18 protein-coding genes are annotated in these 21,444 nt (G+C 57.3%); 7 read left to right on the top strand and 11 right to left on the bottom strand.

Going from position 1 to position 21,444, the window contains the following annotated elements; all coding sequences use genetic code 11:
- Window positions 1-3 precede the first annotated feature (3 nt).
- From K5Y32_RS02130 to K5Y32_RS02120, 3 genes are all read right to left on the bottom strand, one after another.
- Window positions 4-2,445, bottom strand: coding sequence for a DUF3772 domain-containing protein (locus tag K5Y32_RS02130; RefSeq protein ID WP_101763157.1), 2,442 nt, complete (start codon window positions 2,443-2,445; stop codon window positions 4-6).
- A gap of 254 nt (window positions 2,446-2,699) precedes the next feature.
- A complete protein-coding gene (gene pbpG / locus K5Y32_RS02125) occupies window positions 2,700-3,629 on the bottom strand; it encodes a D-alanyl-D-alanine endopeptidase (protein ID WP_137385419.1) in 930 nt (309 codons plus the stop codon).
- 222 nt (window positions 3,630-3,851) lie between these two features.
- Window positions 3,852-4,439 (bottom strand): Yip1 family protein, encoded by a 588-nt coding sequence (locus K5Y32_RS02120; protein ID WP_101763159.1) that lies wholly within the window; start codon window positions 4,437-4,439, stop codon window positions 3,852-3,854.
- Between the two features lie 166 nt (window positions 4,440-4,605).
- Here K5Y32_RS02120 and K5Y32_RS02115 point away from each other — a divergent pair, with 166 nt between their 5' ends.
- Complete coding sequence (locus K5Y32_RS02115; protein WP_110865775.1) at window positions 4,606-5,181, top strand: DedA family protein; 576 nt, start codon at window positions 4,606-4,608, stop codon at window positions 5,179-5,181.
- Here the strand turns inward: K5Y32_RS02115 and K5Y32_RS02110 are convergent, their stop codons facing one another.
- Entirely contained in the window at window positions 5,182-5,958 is a 777-nt protein-coding gene (locus tag K5Y32_RS02110) for an SDR family oxidoreductase (RefSeq protein ID WP_222181677.1), read from the bottom strand. It lies immediately after the preceding gene.
- 117 nt (window positions 5,959-6,075) lie between these two features.
- On the opposite strand from K5Y32_RS02110, the gene K5Y32_RS02105 reads away from it, so the two are divergent.
- Together K5Y32_RS02105 and K5Y32_RS02100 are read left to right on the top strand one after the other, a co-directional pair.
- Entirely contained in the window at window positions 6,076-7,890 is a 1,815-nt protein-coding gene (locus K5Y32_RS02105; protein ID WP_222181676.1) for a glycoside hydrolase family 15 protein, read from the top strand.
- 196 nt (window positions 7,891-8,086) lie between these two features.
- Window positions 8,087-9,139, top strand: coding sequence for a L,D-transpeptidase family protein (locus K5Y32_RS02100; protein WP_101763163.1), 1,053 nt, complete (start codon window positions 8,087-8,089; stop codon window positions 9,137-9,139).
- A gap of 83 nt (window positions 9,140-9,222) precedes the next feature.
- Here the strand turns inward: K5Y32_RS02100 and K5Y32_RS02095 are convergent, their stop codons facing one another.
- Window positions 9,223-10,248, bottom strand: coding sequence for a transporter (locus tag K5Y32_RS02095; RefSeq protein WP_217547195.1), 1,026 nt, complete (start codon window positions 10,246-10,248; stop codon window positions 9,223-9,225).
- Window positions 10,249-10,410: 162 nt separating this feature from the next.
- Between K5Y32_RS02095 and K5Y32_RS02090 the strand changes: the two genes are divergently transcribed.
- A complete protein-coding gene (locus tag K5Y32_RS02090; protein ID WP_222181675.1) occupies window positions 10,411-12,021 on the top strand; it encodes an inorganic phosphate transporter in 1,611 nt (536 codons plus the stop codon).
- A 44-nt stretch (window positions 12,022-12,065) separates the two neighbouring features.
- On the opposite strand, the gene K5Y32_RS02085 is transcribed toward K5Y32_RS02090, so the two are convergent.
- The 4 genes from K5Y32_RS02085 to K5Y32_RS02070 form a co-directional block, all read right to left on the bottom strand.
- On the bottom strand, window positions 12,066-13,274 hold the full coding sequence (locus K5Y32_RS02085) for an MFS transporter (RefSeq protein ID WP_222181674.1): 1,209 nt from the start codon (window positions 13,272-13,274) through the stop codon (window positions 12,066-12,068).
- Window positions 13,275-13,403: 129 nt separating this feature from the next.
- A complete protein-coding gene (gene dusC / locus K5Y32_RS02080) occupies window positions 13,404-14,360 on the bottom strand; it encodes a tRNA dihydrouridine(16) synthase DusC (RefSeq protein ID WP_222181673.1) in 957 nt (318 codons plus the stop codon).
- A gap of 4 nt (window positions 14,361-14,364) precedes the next feature.
- Window positions 14,365-15,753 (bottom strand): ATP-dependent RNA helicase RhlE, encoded by a 1,389-nt coding sequence (gene rhlE, locus K5Y32_RS02075; RefSeq protein WP_008102680.1) that lies wholly within the window; start codon window positions 15,751-15,753, stop codon window positions 14,365-14,367.
- A gap of 215 nt (window positions 15,754-15,968) precedes the next feature.
- Window positions 15,969-16,361, bottom strand: a complete 393-nt coding sequence (locus tag K5Y32_RS02070; protein ID WP_101763168.1) for a YbhQ family protein — start codon at window positions 16,359-16,361, stop codon at window positions 15,969-15,971.
- Between the two features lie 177 nt (window positions 16,362-16,538).
- On the opposite strand from K5Y32_RS02070, the gene K5Y32_RS02065 reads away from it, so the two are divergent.
- From K5Y32_RS02065 to K5Y32_RS02055, 3 genes are read left to right on the top strand one after another with little or no spacing between them, the layout of a single operon-like run.
- Complete coding sequence (locus K5Y32_RS02065) at window positions 16,539-17,300, top strand: endonuclease/exonuclease/phosphatase family protein (protein ID WP_101763169.1); 762 nt, start codon at window positions 16,539-16,541, stop codon at window positions 17,298-17,300.
- Window positions 17,297-18,541 (top strand): cardiolipin synthase ClsB, encoded by a 1,245-nt coding sequence (gene clsB / locus K5Y32_RS02060; RefSeq protein ID WP_222181672.1) that lies wholly within the window; start codon window positions 17,297-17,299, stop codon window positions 18,539-18,541. The genes K5Y32_RS02065 and clsB overlap by 4 nt, the downstream gene beginning before the upstream one ends.
- Window positions 18,541-19,515 carry a lysylphosphatidylglycerol synthase domain-containing protein gene (locus K5Y32_RS02055; protein ID WP_101763171.1) on the top strand — a complete coding sequence of 325 codons (975 nt, stop codon included), beginning with the start codon at window positions 18,541-18,543 and terminating at the stop codon, window positions 19,513-19,515. The genes clsB and K5Y32_RS02055 overlap by 1 nt, the downstream gene beginning before the upstream one ends.
- A 57-nt stretch (window positions 19,516-19,572) precedes the next feature.
- Here the strand turns inward: K5Y32_RS02055 and K5Y32_RS02050 are convergent, their stop codons facing one another.
- Complete coding sequence (locus tag K5Y32_RS02050; protein WP_101763172.1) at window positions 19,573-20,280, bottom strand: Bax inhibitor-1/YccA family protein; 708 nt, start codon at window positions 20,278-20,280, stop codon at window positions 19,573-19,575.
- A gap of 63 nt (window positions 20,281-20,343) precedes the next feature.
- Window positions 20,344-21,438, bottom strand: coding sequence for a DUF1615 domain-containing protein (locus tag K5Y32_RS02045; protein ID WP_222181671.1), 1,095 nt, complete (start codon window positions 21,436-21,438; stop codon window positions 20,344-20,346).
- Window positions 21,439-21,444 lie beyond the last annotated feature (6 nt).

Raw genomic sequence — 21,444 nt, 5'->3', positions numbered from 1 at the left:
GATTTATGGCAACGGATCGCTTTGCTGATCTTGTGCTGCGGCCACCGCGCGGCGCTCGATGATCATGGTCTGCGGCGTCGACAGCATAATGCCCTCTTTACGCAGACGCGTCAGAATATCGAACAGCAGATCGCTCTTGGCACCGGAAATCTGGCGCTGACCGGCCACGTTGCCGGTAACGCTCAACACGATGCCCGCTGGCGTCAAATCTTTGAACGACACGGACGGCTCCGGCGTCTCCAGAATACGTTCGTTCTCCTGATACACTTCCAGCAGAATTTCACGCACCCGCACCGGATCGATATCCAGCGGGAACGTCAGCAAGATGGTGACCACGCCCTGCGCGTTACCCATGGTGGCGTTACGCACGTTCTGCGAAATAAATTGCGAGTTCGGCACAATCACCGTCGATTTGTCGCCGAGCTGAATTTCGGTGGCGCGCACGTTAATACGACGGATATCCCCTTCAATGCCGCTGATGCTCACCAGATCGCCCACTTTCACCGGACGCTCGGTCAACAGAATCAGGCCGGAAATAAAGTTCTTCACAATCTCCTGTAAGCCGAAACCGATACCGACCGACAAGGCGCTCACAATCCACGCCAGTTTGTTCCACTGCAGGCCCATAATCGACAGCGTCAGCAGGATAATCAGCACGTAACCGATATTGCTAAACAGCGTCACCAGCGACACGCGCATGCCGACGTCCATGGTGGTTTTGGGCAGGAAATCTTTATCCAGCCAGCGACGCACCGAACGCAGCACGTAAATGCCCACCACCAGACAGAGAATTGCATTGACCATGTGCGCCGGCACAATGTTCAGCGACTCCAGCCCTTTGCCGCCCCAGAACTCAATCACCTTCTGGATCAGCTCAATCGGCGTTGATGAGGCAAAGGTGCCGTTCAGCAGTGCCAGCGCCAGAATGGCAATCAGCACGGTTTTACCCAGCGCGCTGAGCAGCGTCGCCGCCTGTTGCAGGTAACGCTCATCAATATTCAGCGTGGTTTGCAGGCGCTTGCCGGTGGCATTGCTGGTGGAGAACAGGCTTTCGCAGCCGTCATTCACCAGATGGCTGAGGAAGTAGAACGAACCAAACAAAATGCCGCACCAAATCACTTCATAGCTAAGGAAGCGCGCCAGCGTGACGTAACCGATGATCAGTGAAATCAGGATGCCGAGCGCCGTCAGCATCAGCGCCAGCTGCACCAATCCCACCAACGTTGAACGCGCTTCAGGCTGCTGACCTTCCTGCACCATGCGGCGGCGTACGCGGTTGATGCGCATGCCGATCGCCAGTCCGGTACTGCCGATCAGCAGCGCGGTCAAGCCGTTAGCAAAAATGGTGGTATTCAGGCTGGTGCCGACGCTGTAGTTGAAGGCTTCCACCGTCTGGAAAATAAACACCAGCGCCGCAGTGAACGGCGGGAACGGCTTCAGGGCTTGCGCGACTTCGTTGGAGATGGCCGGCAAACGCCAGCTTGGGCGACGTGTGGAGAGGAACGCGCGGCCTAAACCGGCAATCAAGCCGCAATAGACGCTGAGCTGCACCAGCCGATCAACAAAATCCTGCACATCACCCGAGACTTCATCACGGCGCGTAAAGGCCAGCGCGATGAAGTTAAAGGTGATCACCACCGCGGCCAGCGTGGTGAGCGCGGTGGTGGCGGCGAGGAAGCTGCGACGTAAGCGCCCTTCCGGCATCTTATGAATGCTGACCCAGGCAAAGAACTCTTCGCTGTAGCGACGGCCCAGCGTCATCACCAGCATCGCGGCAAACAGCCAGGCCACGGTGCCGAAACGCCAGCCAGATTCCCACGACAGCGCGGCGGTGTCCTGCAATTCAGTAATGAACTCGCTGATCTTCTCGCCATCAAGATCCTGACTGCTAACCAGCGGCGCCCAGAAGCGCGGGCCAAGGATACTGCCAGAGTTCAGCGCCAGCTGGCTTTTCAGCTGGTCACGACGCAGGTTGACGATCTGCGATGACAGCACCAGCGCACCGTTTTTGATGCCATCGGCTTGTTTGATCTGATCGTCCAGCTTGGCTTTCTGGCTCTCCAGCGCCGCACGTTTGCGCGTCACTTCAGGCGTCTCTTTCACGCCGCTGTCGGCTTTCGGTGCCGGGCCGAGAACCGCCAATTGTGCATCCAATTGCTGCCCCTGCGGGATCAACGCCTGGCCGAGGGTTTCGGCATTACCAGAAAGCTCCAGCGCCATCTCATTAAGCTGGTTGAGCTGGCTTTCATTGGTATCGCCCGAGACCTGGCCTTTAATTTTGTCGAGAATTTTCTGCATCTTAGGCAGTTCGACCGAGGCATTCACCTTGGGTGCGGCGTCCTCTGCCTGATCGTTGGGCGGCGTATCCGCAGCCACGCTCAGCGTGGGAGCTAACAGCACAAGCAGCAGTAAAAACGGGGTAAACAGATGACGAAACTTGAACATATGAATGAGATTCCAGCGTAATAACAGCCGATAAACGCAAGTGCGATCGTGAATGGCGGCTAGTTTAAGACGTTGCCGACACTGAAACTATAGGAATGAAGGTGTAAAACTTTGGCGCTAACGATAAGCGTTTTTGCAGATGAGCGTAACAACACAACGCTCAATCTGTAGCGGCGCAATCTATTGCGCATCCTGCAGAATCTGCAATGAGCAATAGATTGCGCCGCTACGGTATGTGCGTGCTTCAAATAGGGTTATTCATTATTCGCGGTCAAACCTGACTTCTGCTTCTTATACGCCAGCGCAGCGGCCGGAACCGGTGCGGCTTTGCCGGTTTCCAGCCAGTCGCGCAGGCGGTTGGCATCGGCGAAATGGGTATATTTACCAAAGGCATCCAGCACCACCAGCGCCACCGGACGGTTGTTGATCACCGTGCGCATCACCAGACAGTGCCCGGCTTCATCGGTATAACCGGTTTTGGTCAACTGGATGCGCCAGTCGTTTTTGTACACCAGATGATTGGTGTTACGGAACGGCAGCGCGTAGCTCGGATGTTTGAATACGGCGGTGTCTTCTTTGGTGGTGCTCAGTTCGCCAATCAGCGGGTACTGTCGTGTGGCCTTCAACAGTTTAACCAGATCTTCTGCACTTGAAACGTTCTGAATCGACAGGCCCGTCGGCTCGACATAGCGCGTGTGCGTCATGCCAAGTGAGCGTGCTTTGGCGTTCATGGCGCGAATAAACGCATCGTAACCGCCCGGATAGTGATGCGCCAGGCTGGCGGCAGCGCGGTTTTCCGAGGACATCAGCGCCAGTAGCAGCATGTTGCGGCGGCTAATTTCGCTGTTCAGTTTGACGCGGGAGAACACGCCGCGCATCTCAGCGGTATGGCTGATATCCACCGACAGCATTTCATCCATCGGCAGTTTGGCATCCAACACCACCATCGCCGTCATCACTTTGGTGAGTGAGGCGATCGGACGTACGCGGTTAGGATGGCTGGAAAACAGCACTTTGTTGTTTTCCAGATCGACAATCATGGCACTGCCGGAGGCGATTTGCGGTTGGGCAATCGGCGCCAGGTTTGCGAGTGCCGCCGGCGCAGCGAGCGCGGGCGTTATAGCGGCTGGCGCGGCGACAAACAGCGCCAGCGACAGCAAGGAAATACGCATTTTTGCAGACATCGTGTCAAAAAAATCCGGTCAGGAGTTTTGCGCTGTGTTGAGACACAGGCCGCCCGCAACAATCCAGACGGGATGCGGGCTGGCAGCAGTATCATACGCACTTACCTGAGAAATTTCTTATTGAGATTGTTTCCGGGCGTTAAAAAGGTCGCCATGAATGACGACCTTACGAGGTAAGTGCGTGTTGCGGGAAGGTCGCCATTAATGCCGACCAGGCTTTCCTCAGAACAACCGTGGCCCGTAACCCCACAGAACCACTGTCAGCGCCAGCAGCACTTCAAACACCAGCACACCAATCGCCAATGTTGATCCGGAGAAGCGCAAGCTCTCATCACGGTCGATGCTCAGGAACACCGGGATGCCGACGTAAAGCAGATAACCGGTGTAAACCAGCGCCATCGCGCCCACCAGCACGCACAGCCACACCAGCGGATAGAGCGCCACCAGCCCACTGAGGAATAGCGGCGTGGCCACATAGCCGGCAAACACCGTACAGCGCTGCAAGCTGGGACGCTGCGGATAGTTACGCGCCATCCAGTGGATCACGCGGCCCATTACCGCCACGCCGCCGAGGATAATCAGATAGAACAGAATGCCGAGACCGATACCGGTCAGTAGATTGAGTTGTACGAACTGCCCTTCGCCCAGATTCCAGCCCAGCTGCGTGGTACCGATAAAGGCGCAGATCACCGGGATCGCCGCCATTAGCAGAACATGATGGGTGTAATGGTGCGAAACGCTCTCATTTTCCTGTTTAATATCGCGCATTTCCTGACCTGGATGCGCCAGTAAACCCCAGACATGATTCATACATTTACTCCTTTGCTGCGATGGGCTGCCCTTACAGCCAACGGCCTGATCAACGGAGGCAGCGTTAGCTCAAGTATAATCGTCGTCGCCGTTTTTGCGGGGCGCCACACAAATTAAGCCGCTGGTATACACTAATAGCGATTTCACACTTTGCAGGGAGGATAATTTGCATCTCGATATCAATGGATTAATCACCCAATACGGTTATCTGGCGCTGCTGATTGGTTGTATTGCCGAAGGGGAAACGTTCACGTTGTTGGGCGGTGTGGCGGCGCATGAAGGCTTATTGCACTTCAGCGGCGTGGTGCTGGCGGCGATGATCGGCGGCATTATTGGCGATCAGCTGCTGTTCTGGCTGGGACGCCGTTATGGCACGCGCATTTTGCGCCGTTTCAGTAAACATCAGGAAACAATTGGCAAGGCTAAGCGGCTAATTCAAAAACACCCGAGCCTGTTCGTGATTGGCGTGCGCTTTATGTACGGCTTCCGCATTGTCGGGCCGATCATTATTGGCACCAGCCGCCTCAAGCCGCTGCGTTTCTTCATTCTGAACGTGATTGGTGCGGCGCTGTGGGCGCTGATCTTTGTCTCGCTCGGCTACTTTGCCGGACAGATTGTCGCGCCGTGGCTGCACAAGATCGATCAGCACCTCAAGCCGCTGTTGTGGCTGGCGGCGGCGGTGATTTTTGGCATCGTCTTGCGTTACATCATTCGCCACTGGAATCACCGCCGCGCCGGTTGATTACGCGTGGTACCCCTTAAACTGCGGATTGGCCAACATAAAACCACCGTCGACAATAAACGATTGTCCGGTGGTATAAGTTGCCCACTCCGAACAGAGCCATGCCACTAAACTCGCCACTTCACGCGTATCGCCGGGACGCCCAATCGGGATTTCCGGCATACGTCGTCCTTGCTGGTCATCTTTCATATCGTTCATCGCCGTGGCAATTGCGCCCGGTGCGACCGCGTTCACCAGAATATGGTGCGGTAAGAGACTCAGCGCCATCGATTTGGTCAAGCCGCCGAGCGCATGTTTGGCAGCGGTATAGGCGGTGGCATCCGGCAGCGGCGTATGTTCATGCACCGACGTAATGTTGATGATGCGTCCGCCGTCGCCCTGATCAACCATATGACGCGCGGCAATCTGCCCGCAAAGAAACGCGCCATCGACATCCACGTTGAACACTTTGCGCCAATCCTCAAAGGTGACATCGAGAAAGTCGGCTTTGGTCATCACGCCGGCATTACACACCAATACGTCAATGCGCCCCAGCGAGTTGATCAGCTGCGTCAGTTGCTGAGCGCCGGCTTGCGGATCGGAGAGGTCAACCTGCCGCACCTGCGCCTGCTGTCCACGACTTTCCACCATGCGCGCGGTTTCCTGGGCGCCCTCTTCATCCGAACTCCAGGTGATGCCCAGCGTATAACCCGCTTCGGCCAGCATCACCGCACAGCTGCGACCAATGCCAGAACTGGATCCGGTAACCACAGCGACTTTCTGTTTTCCTGAGCTCATAACATTCTCCTGATTGAGGGTGTCTTTACAGTATAGAAGTTATCCTTCTGTGCCTCGGGGCCGCCGAATCTGCCGTTTCGTCTATAGTTAACAATTACCTACGGCAAAGGGGGCACGATGAGCGAGATTAAACGCAGAATAGACGACCACGGAGTGATTGGTGATTTACGCACCTGCGCACTGATTGCTAACGATGGCACCATCGATTATCTCTGCTGGCCGGAGCTCGATAGCCCGTCGATTTTCGCCGCGCTGCTGGACAGCGATGAGGCCGGACTTTTCTCCCTCGCGCCAGACTGGAAAAATGCCCGCCAGCAGCAGCTCTATTTGCCGGATACCAATATTCTGCAAACCCGCTGGCTGGATGACGCGGGCGTGGCAGAGATTACCGATTACATGCCGATCTGCGATGAGCAGAGCAAAGTGCCGCGTATCGTGCGCCGCGTAAAGATGGTACGCGGCACCGCCACCTTTCATCTGCTGTGCGCGCCACGCCACGACTACGCACGCGCCGAAACCACCACCGAACTGCGGCCCGGCGGTATCGCCTTCCTTGCGTCGGGACAACCGGCGTTGCGCCTCAGCGCTTCGGTGGTGATGACGCGCGAGAATCACAGCGCGGTGGCGGAATTCACTCTGAAAGCCGGGGAAACCGCTGAGTTTGTCTTTGGTAACGATGACGATCCTAACGTGGCCACCATCACCACCGAGCACTGTTTCCACGACACGCTGGAGTACTGGCGACGCTGGAGCAGCCACAGTTCCTATCGCGGCCGCTGGCAGGAGATGGTGACGCGTTCGGCGCTGGCGCTGAAGTTACTCACTTCGCATCAGCACGGTTCCATCGCCGCCGCCGCCACCTTCGGCTTACCCGAAGAGTTGGGCGGCGAGCGCAACTGGGATTATCGCGCCTCGTGGATCCGCGATGCCTCATTCAGCATGTACGCGCTGATGCGCCTCGGCTACACCGAAGAAGCACGCGACTTTACCAAATGGGTCGGCCGCTGCGTTGAACACAGCCACGATGACACGCCGCATCTGCAGGTGATGTATCGCCTCGACAGCGGCACCGAGCTGCACGAAACCGAGTTGCTCAATCTTTCCGGCTACGCCAATTCACGTCCGGTGCGCATCGGCAATGATGCCTGGCGCCAGACGCAGCTCGATATTTACGGCGAGTTGATGGATGCCATCTACCTCGCCAATAAATATGGCGAGGCAATTTCGCATCGCGGCTGGAAGTATGTCTCCGATATGATCGATTACGTCTGCGTGAACTGGAATCAGCCCGATGCCGGAATCTGGGAGATGCGCGGCGAGCCGGAACATTTCCTGCATTCACGTCTGATGTGTTGGGTCGCGCTCGATCGCGCACTGCGCCTTGGCCTGAAACGTTCGCTGCCGATGCCGTACGACCGCTGGGATAAGGTGCGCAGCGAGATCCGCGACGATATCTGGCAGAACTTCTGGAACCCGGAGCTGGGCCATTTCACCGCGACGCGCGGCGGTAATTTCCTGGATGCTTCGATGCTGCTGATGCCGCTGGTGCGCTTTGTCAGCTCCACCGATCCCGACTGGATTTCGACGCTGGACGCGATTAAAACGCATCTGGTGAGCGACGGTTTAGTCCGACGCTATAACATTCACGAGACGCCTGCCGATGCTTTAACCGGCGGAGAAGGATCTTTCGGTGCCTGCTCATTCTGGTATGTGGAGTGTCTGGCGCGAGCGGGTCGCGTACATGAGGCGCATTTTGAGTTTGAAAAGCTGCTGAGTTACGCTAATCCGCTTGGTTTGTACGCCGAAGAGTTCACCTCACACGGCGAAGCGTTGGGTAACATGCCGCAGGCGTTGACGCATCTGGCGTTAATCAGTGCCGCTTTTTTCCTCAATCGCAAACTGAGTAATGAAGTGACGCTGTGGCAGCCGTGAAAATTCACATTTTGGGCTGCGGATCGAAGGGAATTGTCGGGTAAAGACAAGGAATTGCGTAAAGTATATGCAGCCAGTAAAAATCCTGATTTCCATCAATGCGCCAATGCACATATAATGCGCAGCGGGTCATACTGACCACGATGGATTCGACACACTGACAAGCCTGAAACATGGCCATAACGACTTGAAAAACATGAAAATGAGCATTCGCGCGTTCGCTTCACTCGCCCTCGCACTGGCGGCGTTCAGCCAGTCGGCATTTGCAGTAGTCTATCCGCTGCCGCCGGCTAACAGCCGTCTGATCGGCGAAAACATTGAAATCACTGTCCCTGATGACAGCAAACTTCCGCTGGAAGCCTTTGCTGCACAGTATCAGATGGGCCTCAGCAATATGCTGGAAGCCAATCCGGGCGTTGACGTTTATCTGCCAAAAGCTGGCACTAAAATGATCATCCCACAGCAGCTGATTCTGCCTGACGCGCCGCGTGAAGGCATCGTGATCAACAGCGCTGAGATGCGTCTTTACTACTACCCGAAAGGCACCAAGACCGTGGTCGTGCTGCCAATCGGTATCGGCGAGCTGGGTAAAGATACGCCGGTCAACTGGACGACCAAGGTTGAGCGTAAGAAAGATGGCCCAACCTGGACACCAACCAAAGCGATGCACGCAGAATATGCGGCACGCGGCGAGAGCATTCCTGCGGTGTTCCCAGCGGGTCCGGATAACCCGATGGGCCTGCACGCGCTCTATATCGGCCGCCTGTATGCGATTCACGGCACTAACGCCAACTTCGGTATCGGCCTGCGCGTAAGCCACGGCTGTGTGCGTCTGCGTGCTGACGACATCAAATGGCTGTTCGACAACGTGCCGGTTGGCACCCGCGTACAGTTCATCGATCAGCCGGTGAAAGCCACCGTTGAGCCAGATGGTTCGCGCTACGTGGAAGTACACAATCCGCTGTCGACCACCGAAGAGCAGTTCAATTCACGCGAAGTGGTGCCGATCAACCTGACTTCCGCTGTGACCAAAGTGATTGCCGATGCCAGCACCAACCAGGATGCGGTCAACAACGCTATCCAGGCACGTAACGGTATGCCGATCAAAATCAACGGTCCAGCTGGCGAAGTGCAGCCAGCACCGGTGCCGGTTCAGGAGTCTTCTGACGCATTACCGAAAGAAGAGCCAATGACGCCGCAAGGTATCAACGGCGCAGCGCCAGCAGCGCAGCCGGCCACCAGCCTGTAATCGCGAGTTAATAAGCGCGATGAATTGCGCCGCTACAGATACATGCACCTACCGTAGCGGCGCGATTCATCGCGCAACGTTAATCAATCACGCGGTCGTCGAAACGCCAGCCAACCCGCCACCAGGGTAAACGCCAGCACTACCAACACCAGCAGCAAAAATCCATGCGGATTATTCGCCAGCGGAATCCCGCCCACGTTCATACCAAAAAATCCCGCCACGATATTGATCGGCAACGCCAGCACGGTAATCACCGTCAGCAAAAACAGCGTGCGGTTGCTCTGCTCCATCAATCGTGCGGCAATCTCTTCCTGTAGCAAACGAATCCGCTCCATTAAACTCGCCAAATCATTCAGCGCCACGCTGAACTCTTCGGTGAAAATTCGCAGCTCGCCCAAGGGTTCACGCTTTAGCCATTTGGGCGGACGATTCAGCAAGCGGAACAGCGCCGCCGGTTCCGGTGCCAGCAAACGCTGCACGCGCAGCAGCATACGACGCAGTTGTCCCAGCTCGCGGCGATTGGTTTTGATCGCCGCACTCAGCAAGCGCTCTTCAATCGCATCCACCGCCTGACTGGAACGCCGCACCACTTGCTCCAGCTGCGCTTCCTGCTCGCCAAGCAGCCACAGCAGCATCGCATCCGGCTCGGCGAACTTCAGTTCATTCATCTGCTGATGCATGCGTTCGATCATGCCAACCGGGCGAAAACGCGCGGTGACCACCACACGCGGGCAGCACCACATCCACAACGTGGCGTTCTGCGTGCTGCGCTCCTCTTTACTGAAGGTGACGTCATTGAGTACCGCCAGCAGCGCATCGTTTTGCTGGGCTAAACGGGTGCGCGGCGAAGCCGAATGTATCTCGTCGAAAAAATCGTGGTCTACGCCAAAGTGGTCCTGAACCCAGCGTTCAGCACGCGCGTGATTAAGGTTGATGTGCAGCCAGATAAAGGTCGACTCCGGCAGCTGCTGCTGCGCCAGCTGTGCCGCTTCGCGTGCATTGAGCCGCTGTGGCAGCGACGCGGGCGTAAACAGATAACCATGAATCAGTCCGGCGACGTCGTTATTGAAGTCCGGCAGCGAGGCGAGCGGTAGTACGGGCTGGAGCATTAGCAGGTCATTCCCGAGCGGTCAGATCCACAGCGTGCGACAGGGATGTTGCAGCAAGATGACACCGGGCGTGCGCCATCATCATTCTGTCATACAAACCACGTATCACACTGCCATTAACGGGTGCCGTTCGAGCATCGTGATTTAACACTGAGGTGTTTTATGGCTGAAAACAGTTTACCTGCATCGACCTCTTCGTCCCACAGCGGACGCCCGAACCTTAACCGCGGCAACGGCCCTGCCTCACGCCTGATCTTTGTACTGTTGCTGATTGCTGGCCTGCTGTATGCCGGCATCAACCTGTTTAATGACGTTGAAGAGACCGGCGCGCCGGTCACCAGCTACACACCGTTCCTGCTGCTCGGCGTGGCGCTGATCATTGCGCTCGGCTTTGAATTTGTGAACGGCTTCCACGATACCGCCAACGCCGTCGCCACGGTGATCTACACCCATTCGCTGTCGCCGGGCGTGGCGGTGATGTGGTCCGGTTTCTGTAACTTTTTGGGCGTGCTGCTCTCCAGCGGCGTGGTGGCGTTCGGCATCATCTCGCTGCTGCCGGTGGAGTTAATTCTGCAAGCGGGCAGCGGCCACGGCTTTGCCATGGTCTATGCGCTGCTGTTCTCGGCGATTATCTGGAACCTCGGCACCTGGTATTTTGGTTTACCGGCCTCCTCTTCGCATACGCTGATCGGTTCGATTATCGGCGTTGGTGTGGCGAACGCCTTGCTGCATGGCCGCAGCGGTACCAGCGGCGTGGATTGGGATCAGGCGATTAAAGTCGGTTACGCATTGCTGTTATCGCCGATTGTTGGCTTCGTCTGCGCCGCGCTGCTGCTGCTGGCGATGAAAGCCTTTATCCGCAATCGCCAGCTGTATGAAGCGCCAAAAGGTAATCAGCCGCCGCCGGTATGGATTCGCGGCTTGCTGATCCTCACCTGTACCGGCGTATCTTTCGCGCACGGCTCGAATGACGGGCAGAAAGGCATGGGCCTAATCATGCTGATTCTGGTCGGCACCATGCCGATTGCCTACGCGTTGAACCGCTCGCTGCCGCCGGAACAGATTCCACGCGTCGCCGCCTTAACCCAGGTGACGGAACAGCAGCTGCTGACGCTGCAACCGGCGCCCGCCGCCATGCCCGCCCCGCGCGAGGTGCTGACCGAATTCGTGCGCACCAGCCAGAATCGCCCACAGGTGTTGCCGGCGCTCGGCATGATGCTGGGCGATATCGGCGACCAGATTCGTCGCTATGGCGCGGTGGAGAATATTCCGGCGCAGGCGGTGACCAACACGCGAAACGACATGTATCTGGCCTCCGAAACCATTAAGCATCTGCAAAGCGCCAAAGTAGCGCTGCCGGAAGAGACCGCGCGCAACCTGGCGGCGGTGAAGAAAGAGCTGGATGCCGCCACGCGCTTTATCCCGATGTGGGTGAAAGTGGTGGTGGCGATAGCGCTGGGTCTCGGCACCCTGGTTGGCTGGCGTCGCATTGTGGTGACGGTGGGCGAACGCATCGGCAAAACCCATCTGACCTACGCGCAAGGTGCCAGCGCTGAGCTGGTAGCGATGGCGACCATCGGCGCGGCCGACGCGTTTGGCCTGCCGGTTTCTACCACGCATGTGCTCTCTTCCGGCGTCGCCGGTACGATGGCCGCCAACCGTTCAGGTCTGCAACTCGCCACCATCCGCAATCTGGCGATGGCGTGGGTGCTGACGCTGCCGGTGTCCGTGTTACTTTCGGGGTTGCTTTACGCCCTGTTTATCCACTTTTAACTGCGGTAAACAACGGCGGCGCACGGGGGTTTGCCGATGAAGCGTTATTCGCTCAGCGCTTGCGCGGCCGTCTGCCGGCCGTGTTGCTGGTGCAGACGCAGCGTGATGGCAAACGCGCCCAGCACCATCAGCGCCGCCGCCAGATAGACCGATTGCATGCCCCAATGCCCAATCAGCAAGCCCGCCACCGGACCGGTTAATCCCAGTCCTAAATCGAGAAACGCCGAATAGGTACCGAGTGCCGAACCCTGATCCTGCTGCTGTACGCGCTTCACCGCTTCCACACCTAGCGCGGGGAACACCAGCGAGAAACCGCCGCCGGTGAGGAACGCGCCCAAATCCACCAGCCAGATGCTGTCGGCCTGCCAAATCAGCAGCAGTCCGGCACACTCCAGCACGAATGACACCAGCGATACTTTCAGGCCACCGAAACGCGTGATGCAGCGACCAAAACCGAGGCGCACAATCACAAAGCCGAGGCTGAACAGCGTCAGCGCGAACGCCGCACCGCTCCAGTCGCGGCTGGCGAAATAGAGCGTGATAAAGGTGGAAATTACGCCGAAACCAATGGTGCCAAAGCCAAGCGCCAGACCAAACATCCACACGCGGCTGACCACGCGATGAAACGGAATGCGCACGCCGGCGGAGACGCTGACACCCGCTTTGCGACTCGCCATCCAGAATCCGGCAACGCCCATGATCGCCACCAAACCAGCAAAGCCGCTGATGCCAAACCACTGATTCAGCAGCACACCGAGCGGCGCACCAATCGCCATGGCGAAATAGGTGGCTACGCCGTTCCACGAGATTACCCGCGCGGTTTGCAGCGGACCGACAATGTTCATGCCCCACAGCGTCGATCCGGTGCTACTGAAGCTTTCACCTACGCCGAGGAACAAGCGCCCCGCCGCCAGCAGCGCCAGGCTCAGCAGCGGCATGTCGCTGCACAGCGCGGCGATAATCGATAACACGCCGCTCATGCCGCAGAACACCAATCCCATCATCACCACGCGCTTCGGACCAAAGCGATCCGCCAGACGACCGGAGTGCGGGCGGCTTAATAGCGTAGCGAAATATTGCAGGCTGATGATTAATCCGGCGATGAACGAGCTGAATCCAAGCTGGTTATGCACGAATCCCGGCAGCACCGCGAGCGGCAAACCCACCGAAAGGTAGCAAAAGAAGGTGAAAACAATGACTGAGAGAATACGTTTATTTAACTGAGCGTTACTCAGTACAGCGGCGTCAGACATGGAAAGTGGCGTCGGGGATCAGGATTAAAGTAGTCGGTCACTATAACCTTAGCGTGCTAAGAGATCGCGGGTTTTTTAGTTATAAAGTTTATATGCACTTGAATGAGAAGGTCGCCATGAATGGCGACCCTACGAGGATTTGATTATTGCTGCGGCATGGCGCTCGATTGCGGTGGCGATGTCGGCGGAGACTTTGAGGGTGCGAATTTCGCTGAACAAGCCGTCGGCTTGGTGATACGCCTTGCGCAGGTAGCCAAGCCACTGCTTGATGCGCGCGACATGGTACACGCCGGTATCGCCCTGCTTTTCCAGCTGAGTGTACTTAAGCAACAAGGCAACCACGTCGGGCCACGCCATCGGTGCTTCGTTGTACTTCACCACGCGCGCCAGATTCGGCACGTTGAGCGCACCGCGCCCTATCATCACCGCATCGCAGCCGGTAATGCGCATGCAATCCTGCGCGTCCTGCCAGTTCCAGATTTCACCGTTGGCGATCACCGGAATACGCAGACGCTGGCGGATTTCGCCAATCGCCTGCCAGTTGATGCTTTCGGCGCGATAGCCATCTTCTTTGGTACGACCGTGCACCACCAACTCGCTGGCACCGGCTTGCTGCACCGCATCGGCGATCTCAAAGCGATGATCGCCGGAATCCCAGCCCAATCGCACTTTCACCGTTACCGGCAGATGATACGGCACCGCTTCACGCATCGCTTTCGCGCCGCGATAGATCAGTTCAGGATCTTTCAGCAAGGTGGCACCGCCGCCGCTGCCGTTGACCAGCTTCGACGGACAGCCGCAGTTGAGATCAACGCCCCAGGAACCGAGTTCCACCGCGCGCGCGGCGTTCTCGGCCAGCCACTCGGGATATTGCCCGAGCAGCTGCATGCGAACGCGCGTGCCTGACGGCGTGCGGCTGTGATTATGCAGCTCAGGACACAAACGATAGAAGGATTTTACCGGCAGCAGCTGATCGACCACGCGCAAAAACTCGGTCACGCATAAGTCATAATCATTCACCCCGGAGAGCAGCTCACGCACCAGCGAATCGAGCACGCCCTCCATCGGCGCCAGCAACACCCTCATGACGTTAGGCGTTCCCGGTTTTCTTCGGTGCCGGACGACGACGACCGCTGTTGGCGGCTGGCGCGGCCTGGCTTGCGCCCTGCGCTGGACGACGCGCAGAACGCGCTTCACCCTGCGGACGTGGTGCGTTGCCACTGTGCGGGCGAGAGACGTTGCCGCCCTGACCGCGACCCTGGCCTTGACCACGTCCACCTTGACCGCGACCGCCGCCCTGCTGCTGACGACCGTTCTGGATTGGCTCGGCTTTGATGCTTGGATCGACTTCGAAACCAGGCAGCTCGATGCGCGGGATTTCACGCTTCAGCAGACGCTCAATATCACGCAGCAGTTTGTGTTCATCAACACACACCAGCGACAGTGCCGCGCCGGTAGCAGCCGCACGGCCGGTACGACCAATACGGTGCACGTAATCTTCCGCCACGTTTGGCAGCTCGTAGTTCACCACGTGTGGCAGCTCTTCGATATCCAGACCACGCGCCGCAATGTCGGTAGCGACCAACACGCGAATGCCGCCGGATTTGAAGTCAGCCAATGCACGGGTACGCGCGCCCTGGCTCTTGTTGCCGTGGATCGCGGCGGCGGTGATGCCGTCTTTGTTCAGCTGCTCAGCCAGATGGTTTGCGCCGTGTTTGGTACGGGTGAACACCAGCACTTGCTGCCAGTTATCACGACCAATCATCAGCGACAGCAGTTCCCGCTTGCGCTTCTTATCCACGAAATGCACTTGCTGTGAAACCTGCTCAGAGGCGGTGTTACGACGCGCAACTTCAACCTGTTCTGGGTTGGTCAGCAGTTTTTCCGCCAGCGTTTTGATCTCGTCAGAGAAAGTGGCAGAGAACAGCAGGTTCTGACGCTTAGCAGGCAGACGCGCCAGCACGCGACGGATGTCGTGGATGAAGCCCATATCAAGCATACGATCCGCTTCATCCAGCACGAGGATTTCAACCTGTGACAGATCAACCGCGTTCTGGTGCGCCAGATCGAGCAGACGGCCCGGTGTCGCCACCAGCACGTCAACGCCGCCGCGCAGTTTCATCATCTGCGGGTTGATGCTCACGCCGCCGAATACCACCAGCGAACGGATATCGAGATATTGGCTGTACTCACGCACGTTCTCGCCAACCTGAGCCGCCAGTTCGCGGGTCGGGGTCAGGATCAACGCACGCACCGGGCGGCGGCCACGCGCCGTGGACGGTTTTGCAGTCAGACGCTGCAGCAACGGCAGCGTAAAGCCGGCGGTTTTACCGGTGCCGGTTTGGGCGCTCGCCAGCAGGTCACGACCAGCCAGCACCACAGGAATGGCCTGACGCTGAATCGGCGTCGGCTCTTGGTAGCCTTGTTCTGCTACCGCACGCAAAATATCGGCACTTAAGCCGAGAGAGTCAAATGACATGCAGGTGTATTACTCCGAACCGTCCTGACCGCCGTAGGCGATGTAGTTTTCAGGAGGGATATGACGCAAGCGCGGGGCTCACGTGTGAAAAGGGCACAAACTACCATGCGTAAGGGCGCGAGTTTAGCAGCTTTCCGCACAGACAGCATCCATAAAAAAAGGAGCCGCATTGGGCTCCTTTTTGTCAGGTCCGCAGGGTTGCGGTCCCTAATCGATCAACTGCGCTTCTTCTCGATGCGCTGAACCGGCTCTTTCGCCAGCAGTGAAACCAGCGCCGGTCCCACCAACATCACCACGCCGAGGAGACCAATCAGCAGGTTGTTATGGATAAAGCGGGAGATCAGGAACAGCGTTAACATCGCTGCGCCAAAGTAGTAAGTGGTGGTCACCTCTTCTAGGGAGTCACCCATTCTACGTAAACGGGCACTACGCTGCATGACCAGCATGGTAATGAATACCACCGCATAAGCTGCCACCAGGGTACTGCTCACTTCAACCAGCGCCCTATGTTTCCAGCCCCAAACCAGTGCGGCAATCACCAGCAGGTGCATTGCAATGTGCAAACAAGTTTGTCCGGTAACAATCTGAACACGATTAGACCATTTCATTCTCTTCTCCTGGCAGACCCAACAGGTCGCCCAAGTGTATCTGGCTGGAGGCCAGACGAACGTCCTCAATGTAAAGCAAATTTCGGATTACGCCCTAATTTTCTGCCCTTAACACCATCCATTTGTGACAAAGACTACACTTTGTGCTGTTGATGATGAAAAGGAGCGCGTCGAAGTATGCCACAAAATACGCAAGGATTTTCATTTAAAGTCCTGACGATCAATACCCACAAGGGTTTCACCAGCTTTAATCGCCGCTTTATCCTGCCGGAATTGCGTGACGCTGTTCGCGCCACGTCGGCGGATATCGTCTTCCTGCAAGAGGTAATGGGTACCCACGCCATCCATTCGCTGCACATTGAAAACTGGCCGGAAACCTCCCATTACGAATTTCTGGCCGATACCATGTGGAACGATTTTGCCTATGGCCGCAACGCGGTTTATCCCGAGGGACATCACGGGAACGCGATATTGTCACGCTTTCCCATCGTTGAATATGAAAACCGCGATATTTCCGTCGCCGGAAGTGAAAAACGCGGCATGTTGCACTGCCAAATCCGCCTGCCGGATCGGGCGGAACCGCTGCATGTGTTCTGCGTACATCTCGGTCTGAAGGAGAAACATCGCCAGGCGCAGATGAAGATGATGTGCGACTTTATCGATACGCTGCCGCCCGATGCGCCTTTGGTGGTGGCCGGTGATTTTAATGACTGGCAGGTCAGCGCCAATCGCTTTCTCAAACGCGCGGTGGGCTTAGAGGAAGTGTTCAGCATCAAAACCGGCCGCCCTGCCCGCACCTTCCCGGCGCGTTTTCCGCTGTTACGGCTAGATCGTATCTACATCCGCAACGCTACGGTGAGTAAGCCGTGGGCGCTGCCGGTTAAACCCTGGTCTCACCTGTCCGATCATGCGCCGTTAGCGGTGGAGATTTTCCTATGAGTTTCAATTGGCGCGACGGTAATCAGCTCCGTCTGTTAGAAAATGGTGACCAGTTTTTCCCGCGCGTATCAGGCGCGATCCAACGCGCCGAGCGCACGCTGCTGCTGGAAACCTTCATCCTGTTTGAGGACGAAGTCGGCAACGATCTGCACGAACAGCTGCTCAAGGCGGCGCAGCGCGGGGTCAAAGTCGAGGTGATGGTCGATGGCTACGGCTCGCCAGATCTCTCCGACCGATTTGTGGATAGCCTGACGGCCGCGGGCGTGCGCTTTATCTATTACGATCCGCGTCCGCTGGTGCTCGGCATGCGCACCAATGTGTTTCGTCGCCTGCACCGCAAGATCGTGGTGATCGATGAACAGATCGCCTTTGTCGGCGGCATCAACTTCTCCGCTGAACATAACATCGATTTCGGTGCAGAGGCCAAACAGGATTATGCCGTGGAGGTGAAAGGCCCGGTGGTGCTGGATATTGCCCAATACGTGCAGCAACAAATGGGCAGCGAACAGCACACGCGGCGCTGGTGGGGTGCGCGTTCCCATCGCCCGGCGGTCAACGCCATGCCCGGTGAAGCGCAGGTGTTGTTTGTCTACCGCGATAACGACGAACACCGCGACGACATCGAACAGCACTATCTCGCCATGCTGCGCAAGGCCCAGAAGGATGTGATTATTGCCAACGCCTACTTCTTTCCCGGCTATCGTCTGCTGCGTGAGATGCGCAGCGCGGCACAGCGCGGCGTGCGCATCAGGCTGATTGTGCAGGGCGAGCCCGATATGCCGATCGTCAAAGTCGGTGCCGAGCTGCTGTACAACTATCTGGTCGATGGCGGTGTGGAAGTGTATGAATATTGCCGCCGCCCGCTGCACGGCAAAATTGCGGTGCAGGATCAGCAATGGTCCACCGTCGGCTCCAGCAACCTCGATCCGCTGAGTTTATCTCTCAATCTGGAAGCCAATTTGATGGTGCACGATCGCGCTTTCAACCAGACGCTGCGCGACAATCTGGAACTGCTGATTCAGCAGGACTGCGTGCGCGTGGAGGATGACAAGCTGCCGCCGCGCAACTGGTGGCAGCTCACCAAAGGCGTGATTGTGTTCCACTTTTTACGTCACTTCCCGGCTATTGCCGGATGGTTGCCTGCGCACACGCCACACTTGTCGCAAGTTGCTCCCCCCGTACAACCCGAAATGGAAACTCAGGATCGGGTTGAAGCCGATAATTCAGGAGCAAAATCCTAATGTCGAAAAAGAATCCGCGCTGGCAACTGGCGAAGAAAATCCTCACCTGGCTGTTTTTTATTGCGGTGATTGTGCTGCTGGTGGTGTATGCGCGCAAGGTGAACTGGGAAGACGTCTATACGGTGATCGTCGGCTATAACCGCTATGTGGTGCTAAGCGCTGCTGCACTGGTGGTGGTGAGTTATCTGACCTATGGCTTGTACGACCTGATTGGACGTGCCTACTGTGGTCATAAGCTGGCGAAGCGTCAGGTGATGCTGGTGTCGTTTATCTGTTATGCCTTCAACCTGACGCTCAGCACCTGGGTTGGCGGCGTGGCGATGCGCTATCGGCTCTACTCACGACTCGGTTTACCGGGCAACACCATTACGCGCATTTTCTCACTGAGCATCGCCACCAACTGGCTCGGCTATATTCTGCTGGCTGGCGTGGTGTTTGCGGCGGGCATGGTGCCGATTCCCTCCGGTTGGTTCATTGGTGAAACCACGCTGCGCATCATTGGCGCGGTGCTGCTGGTGATGGTGGCGGTCTATTTGTGGGCTTGCGCCTTCGCGAAGAAGCGCCGCTGGACGGTTAAAGGCCAGCATCTGCAACTGCCTTCGCTGCGCATGGCGCTGTTCCAGTTTGCGGTCTCCTGCGCCAACTGGATGGTGATGGGCATGATTATCTGGCTGCTGCTGGCGCGTCAGGTGGATTATCCGATTGTGTTAGGCGTGTTGCTGATCAGCAGTATCGCCGGTGTGATCATTCACATCCCGGCCGGGATTGGCGTGCTGGAAGCGGTATTTTTGGCGCTGCTCAGTGGGCAACACGCCTCGCACGGCACCATTATTGCAGCGCTGCTGGCTTATCGCGTGCTCTATTTTATTCTGCCGCTGTTGGTGGCGCTGGTGCTCTATTTGTGGCTGGAGAGCCGCGCGAAGCATTTACGGCAGAAGAATGAGCAGAAGATGGAGAAATCGGTATCGCGGTGAGTTTGTGCGGTATTCCCCTCTCCCGCAGGCGGGAAAGGGGACAGTTTGGTGAGTGGTTTAGCGGCGGTTGCCGAAGATGCGCAGCAGCATCAGGAACAGGTTGATGAAGTCGAGATACAGCGTTAATGCACCCATGATTGAGGCGCGACGCAGGTTCTCTTTGTCATTGACGTTGATGTTCTCGCCAATCGCCTTCAGCCTCTGCGTGTCATAGGCGGTTAAGCCAACAAACACCACCACGCCAATATAGGTAATCGCCCACATCAGCGCCGGACTTTTCAGCCAGAAGTTCACCAGTGACGCCAGCAAAATACCGATCAGTGCCATAAACAGCAGGCTGCCAAAACGGCTCAGGTCGCGCTTAGTGGTGTAACCGTAGAAGCTCATGGCACCGAACATCCCGGCCGTCACGAAGAAGGTGCTGGCGATGGATGAGTAGGTGTAAACGAGGAAAATACTCGCCATGGTTAATCCGGTTAGCGCCGAATAGAGCATAAACAGTGCGGTGGCGACCGCGCCGCTCAGGCGATGCACCATGCCAGACAACACAAACACCAGCGCTAACTGCGCGATGATCAAGCCAAAGAAAGTGATGCGGTTAGCAAACACCAGTTCCATTACTGCAGGTGTGCGGGCAGCAAACCACGAAACAAACGCGGTGAGCAGCAAGCCGCAGGTCATCCAGCCATACACCTGCGCCATGTAGGTCTGCAGCGAGGTGGATGCCTGCTGCACGATTGAATCATTACGTGGATATCGATCCATGAAGCGCCTCATTAGCGGTTACGTTAACAAACTCTGTAAGTGTGGAGTGTACACCCGTTTGCGTCAACGGCGCGTCAAGCACTGTTGATAGCGGCCATTTACGCGCTGAGCAAACCACGCGGTAGTGAGATTGCGGGTGATTTTCGGGCTCTCCAGCTTGATGCCCGGCAGCATTTCGCGCGGCAGACGTTTTCCGGCCATCTTATCGGCGAGGATAAAGGTCTGCTTCCACAGCGTGCTGTTAGCAAAATCTTCGCTGTCGCCCTTCTCCAGATCGCGGCGGATTTCGCGATTGCTCATATCCAGCTGCTTGCTCAGGCTGCGCACCGCCAGTTCGGTGGAACCGGCCTGATCGCTGCCATAGACGATCAGGTCGCCATCCAGTGCCAGCTTGATGCCGCTGGCGCGCGCGATGGCCGCCTGAAATGCGGCGTTGCGGCTGGCGTACCAACCGGCGTTGAAGTCGGCGAAGCGATACAGCGGCTGGCTGTAATCGGCCGGGTAGCCAAGCAGATGCAGCGTGCCGAAGTAGATACCACCGCGACGAGTGAAGACTTCACGACGAATCGAGCCGTCAACCGCATACGGATAGCCTTTGGCGTGCGCTTCCGCAAACTCAATGCTGACCTGCATCGGCCCGCCGGTATGAATTGGGTTGAGGTTGCCGAACAGCTTCTGCCCCATCGGCACCATATCGATGAAATCATCAAAAATGGCGCTCAGCTCTTTCTCGCTGCGCACCTTATCCAGACGCGCGGCATAGCTTTCGCCATTCGGTGATTTGATCAGCAGTGCGGTGCGCACCAGAAATGCCGGCACATGCACTTTGGCAGCGCGGCGATCAATCTCGCCCCAGGCGATTTTCGGTAAGCCCGGCACCACCGCATCGGCGCTGAAGTTGGATTCCTGATCGGTAACGGCAATCACCGCGCAGAGGTTGCTGACGCTGGCATCGATTTGCTGCACGCGGAACGCGGTATAGATGTCGTCGGCCCAGGCGGATTTCTGTTTCACGTCGCTGGGCAACAACTGCTGGATTTGGCTTTTTACATCGGCGGGCTGACGCGCGGGCGCCTGCGGCTCTTTTTTCGTGCTACAACCGGCCAGCACCAGCGCAGCCAGCAAAGCTGCGCCTTTCATCATCTTGCTCGTGTTCATCCTGCT

It is taken from the genome of Pantoea sp. DY-15, assembly GCF_019795935.1.
In the GTDB taxonomy this organism is placed as follows: domain Bacteria; phylum Pseudomonadota; class Gammaproteobacteria; order Enterobacterales; family Enterobacteriaceae; genus Pantoea; species Pantoea leporis.
Note: the sequence above shows the minus strand (reverse complement) of the source record. Positions and strands in the feature narration are given on the sequence as shown.

What these genes read in the sequence shown, in the direction of transcription:
- K5Y32_RS02130 (WP_101763157.1), bottom strand. Translation starts at nt 2,445, where the DNA reads ATGTTCAAGTTTCGTCATCTGTTTACCCCGTTTTTACTGCTGCTTGTG.
- pbpG (WP_137385419.1), bottom strand. Translation starts at nt 3,629, where the DNA reads ATGTCTGCAAAAATGCGTATTTCCTTGCTGTCGCTGGCGCTGTTTGTC.
- K5Y32_RS02120 (WP_101763159.1), bottom strand. Translation starts at nt 4,439, where the DNA reads ATGAATCATGTCTGGGGTTTACTGGCGCATCCAGGTCAGGAAATGCGC.
- K5Y32_RS02110 (WP_222181677.1), bottom strand. Translation starts at nt 5,958, where the DNA reads ATGAGCTCAGGAAAACAGAAAGTCGCTGTGGTTACCGGATCCAGTTCT.
- K5Y32_RS02105 (WP_222181676.1), top strand. Translation starts at nt 6,076, where the DNA reads ATGAGCGAGATTAAACGCAGAATAGACGACCACGGAGTGATTGGTGAT.
- K5Y32_RS02100 (WP_101763163.1), top strand. Translation starts at nt 8,087, where the DNA reads ATGAAAATGAGCATTCGCGCGTTCGCTTCACTCGCCCTCGCACTGGCG.
- K5Y32_RS02095 (WP_217547195.1), bottom strand. Translation starts at nt 10,248, where the DNA reads ATGCTCCAGCCCGTACTACCGCTCGCCTCGCTGCCGGACTTCAATAAC.
- K5Y32_RS02090 (WP_222181675.1), top strand. Translation starts at nt 10,411, where the DNA reads ATGGCTGAAAACAGTTTACCTGCATCGACCTCTTCGTCCCACAGCGGA.
- K5Y32_RS02085 (WP_222181674.1), bottom strand. Translation starts at nt 13,274, where the DNA reads ATGTCTGACGCCGCTGTACTGAGTAACGCTCAGTTAAATAAACGTATT.
- dusC (WP_222181673.1), bottom strand. Translation starts at nt 14,360, where the DNA reads ATGAGGGTGTTGCTGGCGCCGATGGAGGGCGTGCTCGATTCGCTGGTG.
- rhlE (WP_008102680.1), bottom strand. Translation starts at nt 15,753, where the DNA reads ATGTCATTTGACTCTCTCGGCTTAAGTGCCGATATTTTGCGTGCGGTA.
- K5Y32_RS02070 (WP_101763168.1), bottom strand. Translation starts at nt 16,361, where the DNA reads ATGAAATGGTCTAATCGTGTTCAGATTGTTACCGGACAAACTTGTTTG.
- K5Y32_RS02065 (WP_101763169.1), top strand. Translation starts at nt 16,539, where the DNA reads ATGCCACAAAATACGCAAGGATTTTCATTTAAAGTCCTGACGATCAAT.
- clsB (WP_222181672.1), top strand. Translation starts at nt 17,297, where the DNA reads ATGAGTTTCAATTGGCGCGACGGTAATCAGCTCCGTCTGTTAGAAAAT.
- K5Y32_RS02055 (WP_101763171.1), top strand. Translation starts at nt 18,541, where the DNA reads ATGTCGAAAAAGAATCCGCGCTGGCAACTGGCGAAGAAAATCCTCACC.
- K5Y32_RS02050 (WP_101763172.1), bottom strand. Translation starts at nt 20,280, where the DNA reads ATGGATCGATATCCACGTAATGATTCAATCGTGCAGCAGGCATCCACC.
- K5Y32_RS02045 (WP_222181671.1), bottom strand. Translation starts at nt 21,438, where the DNA reads ATGAACACGAGCAAGATGATGAAAGGCGCAGCTTTGCTGGCTGCGCTG.